Raw genomic sequence first — 7686 nt, forward strand, 5'->3', positions numbered from 1 at the left:
TCCCACGAGACCGCGTCCTCATCTGCGCCTTTTCGTCAGGACGCAATGGTGTGGCCTCATCTTCACCTCCTGGCACAAGCTGTGGATCGGGGGAGATCCACTCGGGGGCTTGAGGGGGAGCTGAAACGTGGCTTCGGACGACGGGGGAACCAGAACCATCCGTGACCGCTTCGTACCGCTCGCCGCGGCGGCATGCCTGCTGTCCCTGGCCGCGTGCGCGGCGGAGCCGGAGCCGCCCCTGGACCCGGGCCTCCGTCTCGACCGGCGGCCACTGGTGCTCCCGCTCGACGCCTATCACGCCTCCCCTGAGGAGGAGGCCGTCGTCCTGCGGGCCCGGACCGAGCTCTTCCGCGGCTGTATGGCGAGGCTCGGCTTCACGGCGCCCACGGGCGCCACCGTCACGGGGATCGACCGCAACCACGAGCGCTACCTGCTGGAGGACGAACGACTCGCCAGGACCCGCGGCTACCACCCGTCGGAGGCGCCGCGGGCCGGGCCGCAGCGGGTGATCGACCCGGGCTACCTCGCCGCGGCCAACGGCACCGGACGTCCCGGCGCCGCCGTCCCTCCGGGAGGGTGCGAGGCGGAGGCGCACGACCGGCTGATCCCCGTGCCCGCCGCCGAAGCGATGCGGCGCGTCACCGACCTGAAGGGGTGGAGCTGGGAGCGCTCGCTGAGCGACAGCCGGGTCACCGGCGTCTTCGCGGCCTGGTCGTCGTGCATGGCCCGGCTCGGCCATGACTATCCCACGCCGCGGGCGGCGAACAACGACGTCGCGTTCAGAACCGACCGGCCGACTCCCCGGGAGATCGCGACCGCCGTCGCGGACGTCCGGTGCAAGCGGCGAACGGATGTCGTCCGCACCTGGGCGGCCGTCGAAGCCGCCTACCAGCAGCAGGCGATAGCCCGGCACCTGGACGAACTGCGGGAAGGGAAGAAGGCGATCACCTCCCTGGTGGCCGCTTCCCGGGCGATCGCGCGGCAGCGCTGACGCCGCCCGCCCTCATGCTCCCGGACCGGGGCTCTCCCGTTCCGGGCCACCGGAAAGAAAGGCATCACCACCGATGAAGCGTGTCACGCGTTCTGTCGCAGCCCTGGCCATGCTCGGCGCGGCGGCCCTGGTCACGACCGCCACCCCCGCCGCGGCGGCCGCCTGCACCGACGCCGTCTGCGTCTACGAAGGGCGGGGCGGGACCGGGACTGTCGCCGGGTTCACCACCGCCGACAACAACTTCTCCAACAACAAGTTCCTCAACGGCACCAACGTCAACGACCGGATCTCCTCCATCAGCGTGGCGACCAACCGCAATGCCGCGATGTTCTACACCGATTCCTACTGGCGTGGCCACGCGCACCGGATCGAGAATTTCGGGCACAGCCGGCCGCACGACGCCGTATGGGACAACCAGTACAGCTCGTTCCGCTATGTCGTCATCGACTGAGCCCTGACCCGGCCGGTGCCCCGCTGGGGCACCGGCCCTCAGCCGATGCGGACCGGCAGCGAGCGCGGCCCGCGCACCTGGCCCGAGGCCCACCGCACCGCCTCCGGGTCGGCCAGCGAGAAGGACGGGATCCGCTCCAGCCACACCTCCAGGGCCACCCGCAGCTCCATCCGGGCCAGGTGGGAGCCCACGCAGCGGTGGATCCCGAGACCGAACGCCGCGTGCCGGTTGACCTCGCGGTCGATGACGACCTCGCCCGCCCGGTCGAACTGCTCCGGATCACGGTTCGCCGACGGGAACGACAGCAGGATCCAGTCGTCGGCCTTCATGTCCACGCCCTGCCAGGTCATGTCCTCCTTGACCAGCCGGGCCATCGTGACCGGCGCGTACGCCCGCAGGAACTCCTCCATCGCCGTCGGCAGCAGCCCCGGCTCGGCCACCAGCCGCTCACGGTCGGCGGGGGTCTTCGCCAGGTGCCACAGCGACGCGCCGATCGCGCTCCACGTGGTGTCGATGCCGGCGATGAGCAGCAGCGCCATGGTGCCGGACACGTGCTCCGGCTGGAGCTTCTGCCCGTACAGCTCGGCGTCGATCAGGTACGTGGTCAGGTCGTCGCGCGGGTTGTCCAGGTGATCGTGGATCTGCGCGTACAGGTAGTCGAAGAGCTCCTGGAAGTTGGCCATGCGCTCTTCCGGCGGCAGGTTGACGCCTTCGAGCACGTTCTCGATGAACACCCGGAACCGCGGCCCGTCCTCCGGCGGGAAGCCCAGCATGTCCGAGATGACCCGGATCGGGATGTGCTGCGCGTAGTCGGCGGCGGCGTCCACCACGTCACGGCCCTCGAACGCGTCGATGAGCGAGTGGCAGTACGCCCGCGCCGCCGCCTCCCGCCTCGACACCGCGGTCTTGGTGAACGCGGGCAGCAGCAGCTTGCGCGCGTCGTGGTGGAACGGCGGGTCGGAGGAGATCGGCGGGGTGCCGCCCACCGGCGCGAGCTCTCGCGGCGGCCGGAAGTTGCTCATGACGATCGACCGCGACGAGAAACGCTCGGTGTCGTACGCGACGGCCGCCACGTCCTCGTACCGGGTCGGCAGCCAGCCGCCGCCGAACCGGCCGGTGTGCGCGATCGGGCAGCGCTGCCGCAGGTCGTCCAGGATCGGGTACGGGTCCGCCGCCCACTCCGGCTCCAGGTGCGAGAAGTCCGTCGCCCAGTCCTCGACGGGACCAGTGATGATCTCGCTGCGGGTGCCGAGGGCCTCGTCCTCCTCCTCGCGAAAGTCCCGGGTGAAGCGGTCGTCGACGCTCATGTCAAGCCTCCTCCGATACGGTGATCGCGTTCTCCGGGCAGTTGGAGACCGCCAGACGGGCCGTACGTTCCTCGCCCGGCGGCACGACGCCGTCGCCGATGACCGTCCCGTAACCCTCGTCGTCCTCGCCGAACAGACCGGGCGCGATGTCGTAACAGCGGCCGTGACCTTGGCAGCGCTCGGGGTTGATCTGAACTTTCACGGTGTCGAATCCCTTTTTATGGTGTCTTCGGTGAGCGCGAGGCCGTGGACGACGCGGGCGAGCAGCGCGGCCCACTCCGCCTCGTCCACCGCGTGCAGGTCCGGCGGGACGAGCGCGCTGCCGATCGCGAGCAGGAAACAGAAGTGGGCCAGAGCCTCCGGCGACAACGCCGGGTCGAGCTCGCCGTCACCCTGGGCGACGCGCACCAGCCCGGCGATCCAGTCGGCGCGCTCGCCGACGTAGTCGCGCGTGGGCGTGGCCACGTCCGGGTCGCGGCGCGCGGCGACCAGCGCCTCCACGAGAAGGTAGCCGGGGGCGTCGCGGCGGCGGGGCAGCCGGCGCCCGATGGCCAGCAGCAGCTCGGTCGCCGACCGGTCCGGATCGTCGGCGAGCAGGTCGGCCAGCATCCGGCTCGCGTGCGCCCGCAGCGCCGCCACCAGCAGCTCCGCCTTGGAGCCGAAGTGGGCGTAGAGCGCGCCGTTGCTCACCCCCGCCGCGGCGGCGATGTCGGCCACCCGGGTCCCGTCGTACCCGCGCTCCGCGAACACCTCAGCGGCCGCCCGGAGCAACCGCTCACGGGTCTCGGCGGCGGTGACACCGGCGATACGCCCCATGCACGAATTAAAAGACCGTTCATTTGATTCGTCAACGGGTGCCCGCTCGCCGGTTCCTTGTTGTCTGACGCGCTCGCAGATGGCAGACAGGCACGGGGGATGTCAGAGGACCTGGCAACAGGCCCACCGGAGATGTCCTCCCGCATCGCATGGCCCGAACGCGAACACGGCTACACCAGTGCCAACCGCCTTGTCTTCGCGACGGCACTGCGCTGACACCGAGCATGCTTCTGATCGCATGGGCTGTGAACGATAGTTGGGGGAATGAGAGTTCTGGCGTTTAAGTGATCTTGCTGGTGAGGGCGGAGGGAACCGTGGCTCCCACCCTTGGCGGGGCCACGGTGGCGCGATTGTGGTTAAGCCTTCATTGGCGCGGCCGCCCTGGCGACCTGCTCGATCTTCGCGCGGTAGGCGGCGCGGGCTTCCTCGTCGATCTGCTTCTCGTGTTCGGGGCGCATCCCGGTCCGGCCGTCGAGGCATTCGCGGAGGATATCGGCGTGCCCGGCATGCCGGTTGGACTCGCCGAGGACATGGACCATGACGGCGAACAGGTTGGTGTTGGGATAAGGCTCCGGCCACCACGGCACGTGGCCGGGGGCGTCGAGGGGAAGCTCGTTGATCGTCGCGTCCGAGTGTTCCCACGTGCGCCGATAGAACCCGATGATCTGATCGCGGGTCTCGTCCTCGGTCGCCCACAGATCGCTGCCGTCGGAGTCCTGCCACCGAGGCAGGGGTTCCGGGGATGGGCGGTCGAAGACCTCGCCAAAGTACCGGGCCTCGACGCTGGCCACGTGTTTGACCAGGCCGAGGAGGTTGGTCCCGGTCGCTGTCAGAGGTCGGCGGGCGTCGTATTCGGACAAGCCGTCGAGTTTCCAGAGCAACGCCTCGCGGTCCCGCCGCAGTCTCCCGTGCAGATTGTCTTTCGCGAAATCGTCGATCATGGGTCACGATTCTGTCAGGCTGCGCCGGTGGGCTCAGGTTGCGAGCCGCCTGGCGTCGGCTCCGTCAACTATCGCTCACGGCCACATCGCGGACACGCGTCGAAGCACCGAGTGGCCGTCTCAAGCGCGAACTGGCCACCTGAAGCGCTCAGTCACAGCATCCCTGCAGCGAGTACACCCACAGTTGATCTTCGGCTCCGTACTGTCAACTTCGGTGACGCAAGCACTGGTACTTCGATATCAGTCGAAATGACAGTGTCCGGAGCATCTCTCACTGCCATCTTCGATGCTTCCAGACATCTTGTCTGGCGTCGCCTCAACTTGAGAGTTCGGCACGGTACTTGATGGTTGGCCCGATAGTGAGAGCTCAAAATGACAGTTGGCCTCCCTCGGCGGCGGCGTCTGGCACTGGTGGTTGAGCCGCAGCCGGGTGAATCGTCGCCTCTTGGGCTGATCGGATGGCGGTACGCAACGGATGTCCGGTGTGGATGATCGCCGAGGCCGCGGCCGTCTGGCCGCCCACACAATGGCCCCATCGAACCCACCAAGACGTTCTGGGACCTCTACGAACTGCTGTTCCGCTTGGCGATCTATTTCGGCACCCCGGGGATGCTTCCCGCCGACACCGACGCCCACCTCTGGTGGACCTTCCACGAGTTCTGCCACCTGCGCGACCAACTCGCCCTCACCGCCGGACCCACCGCCCGCGAACGCTGCGGCGACCTGCTCTCCTACCAGCCCGGACCGCTGCTCAGCGCCGCCGCGATGCTCATCATCGACGAACTCAGCTTCACCGGCACCCTGCTGGACGCGCTGCGCTCCTTCATGGACCAACGCCGCCCAGCCGCAACCGCCGAAGACCTCGACCTGCCCGAGGCCGCGCTTCTCCTGGCCGGCGAAGGCATTCGACCCTGGCAAACCACCGCAGCAGTCCGGGCATCCTTGAAGCGAGTACGGGCCAACAATTGATCTTCAGCTCCGCACGCCACCACCGCGCGGTTTCAAGATCAAGTAGACCCCTTGGGTCTTCTCACCTGCTGGTCTTGGGGTACGCTCCTTTGCATAGAAAGGCCAGCTAGTCGTGTTGGATGAGGCTGTTGCTCGTTACACCGACATGCGCGATCAGTTCGGTGAGGACATGACGTACACGGTGACGATTCCCGACTCGGGCGTCCTCACCATCGACGACGCTGTGCGTCGCATGGGATACACCGCTACCGACCTGCAGGACCCCGACGACCTGCCGCACCCCAGCGACAGGATCTCACTTCACCAGGTCAGTGCTGGCATCGTCACTCTGGATTGGGTCTTCCCCGTGGCCGAGCGCCGACAGGTGACTGACCAGCTGGGCGGCGAAGGTTTCCGGCACTGGTATGTGGCCTTCGACATTAACGGCTACACAAGCATGCACGTCCGTTACGGAGAAGCCGAAGGGGACCTTGAAGGTCCCGAGCCGGCCTCCGGACCTTTCACGCCCTGGACCGAGCTTCTCGGACCGTTGAGTGCCTATGTAGGTCTCTTCAACAGGTGCTATGACAGTGAGGAGGCGGATGCGTCGGTGGACATTGTCGCAGCCTGCCTGGCCGTGGTCGAAGCGGAAAGCGGCGTTCGCCTGGATTGGAAGCTGATGAACAGTCCCGCTCCAATTCTGTCACTCCCGAATCCAGAATACGCTTAGCACAGACGGCACCCCACCGCAGAAAGCGCTGGAGGTGGCCGCCCCCCTGATGCTGAGATGCTCCGGCATGCTCAGCCTGGTCATCTGAAGGTCGCCTGATCCCTGCGCGGGCCAAGAAGAACGATCTTCGGTCGACTACTGTCAACTTCGATGACGCGAGCGTCCATATTTCGACGTCCGTCGAAGTGACAGTGCCCAGGTTGGGAGCAGCTGCCACTGTCATCTTCGCTGAGTCCAGACACTTGTCTGACGGCCTTACAGATGTCAGTACGACACCAGGGGTGTCAGTAGGCACGTGGCCAGGTGGCCTGGAACAGTCGCGGCGCGCATGCTGCGGCTGTCGGTGGACGGGCCTGTGGGAGTGCCTGTCAGTTGATCGGGACGGCGGCGGAACCGGCCGATCGCCACGTGTGGTGTGCGAGCCGACGCCACTGGTCGAGTGGGAGGGTGGCTGAATCCGTGGGCAGCGCCTGAAGGCACACATGGTCGGCACATGCTGCCAGGTGAGCGCTGACCCGCGCCACCGGTGGGGGCTTATCGACGCATCCATGGACGATGACACCAGCGTCGAGACAGTGGATGGCGATCGCCGACGGGCCGATCTTGCGCGCAGCATCCGCAGGGCCGGTTGGGGGCAGATCGCTCATCGGACGCCTGGCGTTCCGCTCCGGTTCGTGGCCACCGCCGGATTCGTGAAACCCAAACTCACGATCGCTCAATGGCTTCTCACGATCGGGACGGGACCTGCGGATCGGCGACCCGGAAGCAATAAGGTCGCAACCATGCTGAACGATTGGCGAGCCGACAGGATCGGCAGCGCCCTGCAGGGCCGAAATCCCACGGTGATGAAACGACTCGACGCGAGCTTCGCGGTGATCGGCGACACCCAGTTCCTCCCGGGTTACTCCGTCCTGCTGGCAGACGACCCCGACGTGCAGCGGCTGTCGGACCTGCCTCGCACCAAGCGATTGGCCTTCCTGGCCAGCATGGATCACCTCGGCGAGGCGGTTGAACAGGCCTGCCGCAGCCTGGACCCGGCGTTTCGGCGTGTGAATCTCGAAATCCTTGGAAACACCGACGCCTTTCTCCACGCACATGTCTGGCCGCGCTATGAATGGGAGCCCGCCCACCTCGTCGGTTACCCGGTATGGCTGTACCCGCACGACCGCTGGAGCGACCAGCAGTTCACTCTTGGCCCACAACACGATGCCATGCGCGAGGCGATCGAACATCATCTGAGCGTGCTCACGGGAAACGATCACTCCTGATACGGGAAGCGATCTTCCGAAGACGTGCCGGGCCGGAACCTGTCAAACCCAGTGAGACATCAGGCTACTTGCGCACTTTGTGGTGAGGTGTCAATCTCGGCGGCCATGGGTGGCTGGTTGATCCACACCTTGGTCGGTAGTGCCGGCGGGTAGGGTCGCCGGCCGCGGAACCGTTCCGGGTGCGCCTGGAAGGCCGCGTGGAGAGTGGCGATCCGGCGGGCCTGGATGTGCACG

At 67.1% G+C, this 7686-nt stretch carries 9 protein-coding genes; 5 read left to right on the forward strand and 4 right to left on the reverse strand.

From position 1 onward, the window contains the following. The first annotated feature begins 127 nt into the window (after positions 1–127). Together KME79_RS40355 and KME79_RS40360 are read left to right on the forward strand one after the other, a co-directional pair. A complete protein-coding gene (locus tag KME79_RS40355) occupies positions 128–991 on the forward strand; it encodes a hypothetical protein (protein ID WP_219551202.1) in 864 nt (287 codons plus the stop codon). 73 nt (positions 992–1064) lie between these two features. After that, positions 1065–1442, forward strand: coding sequence for a peptidase inhibitor family I36 protein (locus KME79_RS40360; RefSeq protein WP_219551204.1), 378 nt, complete (start codon positions 1065–1067; stop codon positions 1440–1442). Positions 1443–1480: 38 nt separating this feature from the next. Here KME79_RS40360 and KME79_RS40365 read toward each other — a convergent pair whose 3' ends face one another. The 4 genes from KME79_RS40365 to KME79_RS40380 all read right to left on the reverse strand — a co-directional run bounded on the left by KME79_RS40365 (position 1481) and on the right by KME79_RS40380 (position 4506). Continuing rightward, positions 1481–2749, reverse strand: coding sequence for a cytochrome P450 (locus KME79_RS40365; protein ID WP_219551206.1), 1269 nt, complete (start codon positions 2747–2749; stop codon positions 1481–1483). Between the two features lies 1 nt (position 2750). Continuing rightward, positions 2751–2951 (reverse strand): ferredoxin, encoded by a 201-nt coding sequence (locus KME79_RS40370; RefSeq protein ID WP_148033233.1) that lies wholly within the window; start codon positions 2949–2951, stop codon positions 2751–2753. After that, complete coding sequence (locus KME79_RS40375) at positions 2948–3565, reverse strand: TetR family transcriptional regulator (protein WP_219551208.1); 618 nt, start codon at positions 3563–3565, stop codon at positions 2948–2950. The genes KME79_RS40370 and KME79_RS40375 overlap by 4 nt, the downstream gene beginning before the upstream one ends. 356 nt (positions 3566–3921) lie before the next feature. Next, complete coding sequence (locus KME79_RS40380; protein WP_219551210.1) at positions 3922–4506, reverse strand: DinB family protein; 585 nt, start codon at positions 4504–4506, stop codon at positions 3922–3924. Between the two features lie 582 nt (positions 4507–5088). On the opposite strand from KME79_RS40380, the gene KME79_RS40385 reads away from it, so the two are divergent. The 3 genes from KME79_RS40385 to KME79_RS40395 all read left to right on the forward strand — a co-directional run bounded on the left by KME79_RS40385 (position 5089) and on the right by KME79_RS40395 (position 7452). Further along, a complete protein-coding gene (locus KME79_RS40385) occupies positions 5089–5475 on the forward strand; it encodes a hypothetical protein (protein ID WP_219551212.1) in 387 nt (128 codons plus the stop codon). 112 nt (positions 5476–5587) lie between these two features. After that, entirely contained in the window at positions 5588–6184 is a 597-nt protein-coding gene (locus KME79_RS40390) for a hypothetical protein (RefSeq protein ID WP_219551214.1), read from the forward strand. Positions 6185–6732: 548 nt separating this feature from the next. After that, entirely contained in the window at positions 6733–7452 is a 720-nt protein-coding gene (locus KME79_RS40395; protein WP_246641235.1) for an HIT family protein, read from the forward strand. Positions 7453–7686: the final 234 nt, after the last annotated feature.

This window comes from Nonomuraea harbinensis, assembly GCF_019396385.1.
In the GTDB taxonomy this organism is placed as follows: domain Bacteria; phylum Actinomycetota; class Actinomycetes; order Streptosporangiales; family Streptosporangiaceae; genus Nonomuraea; species Nonomuraea ferruginea.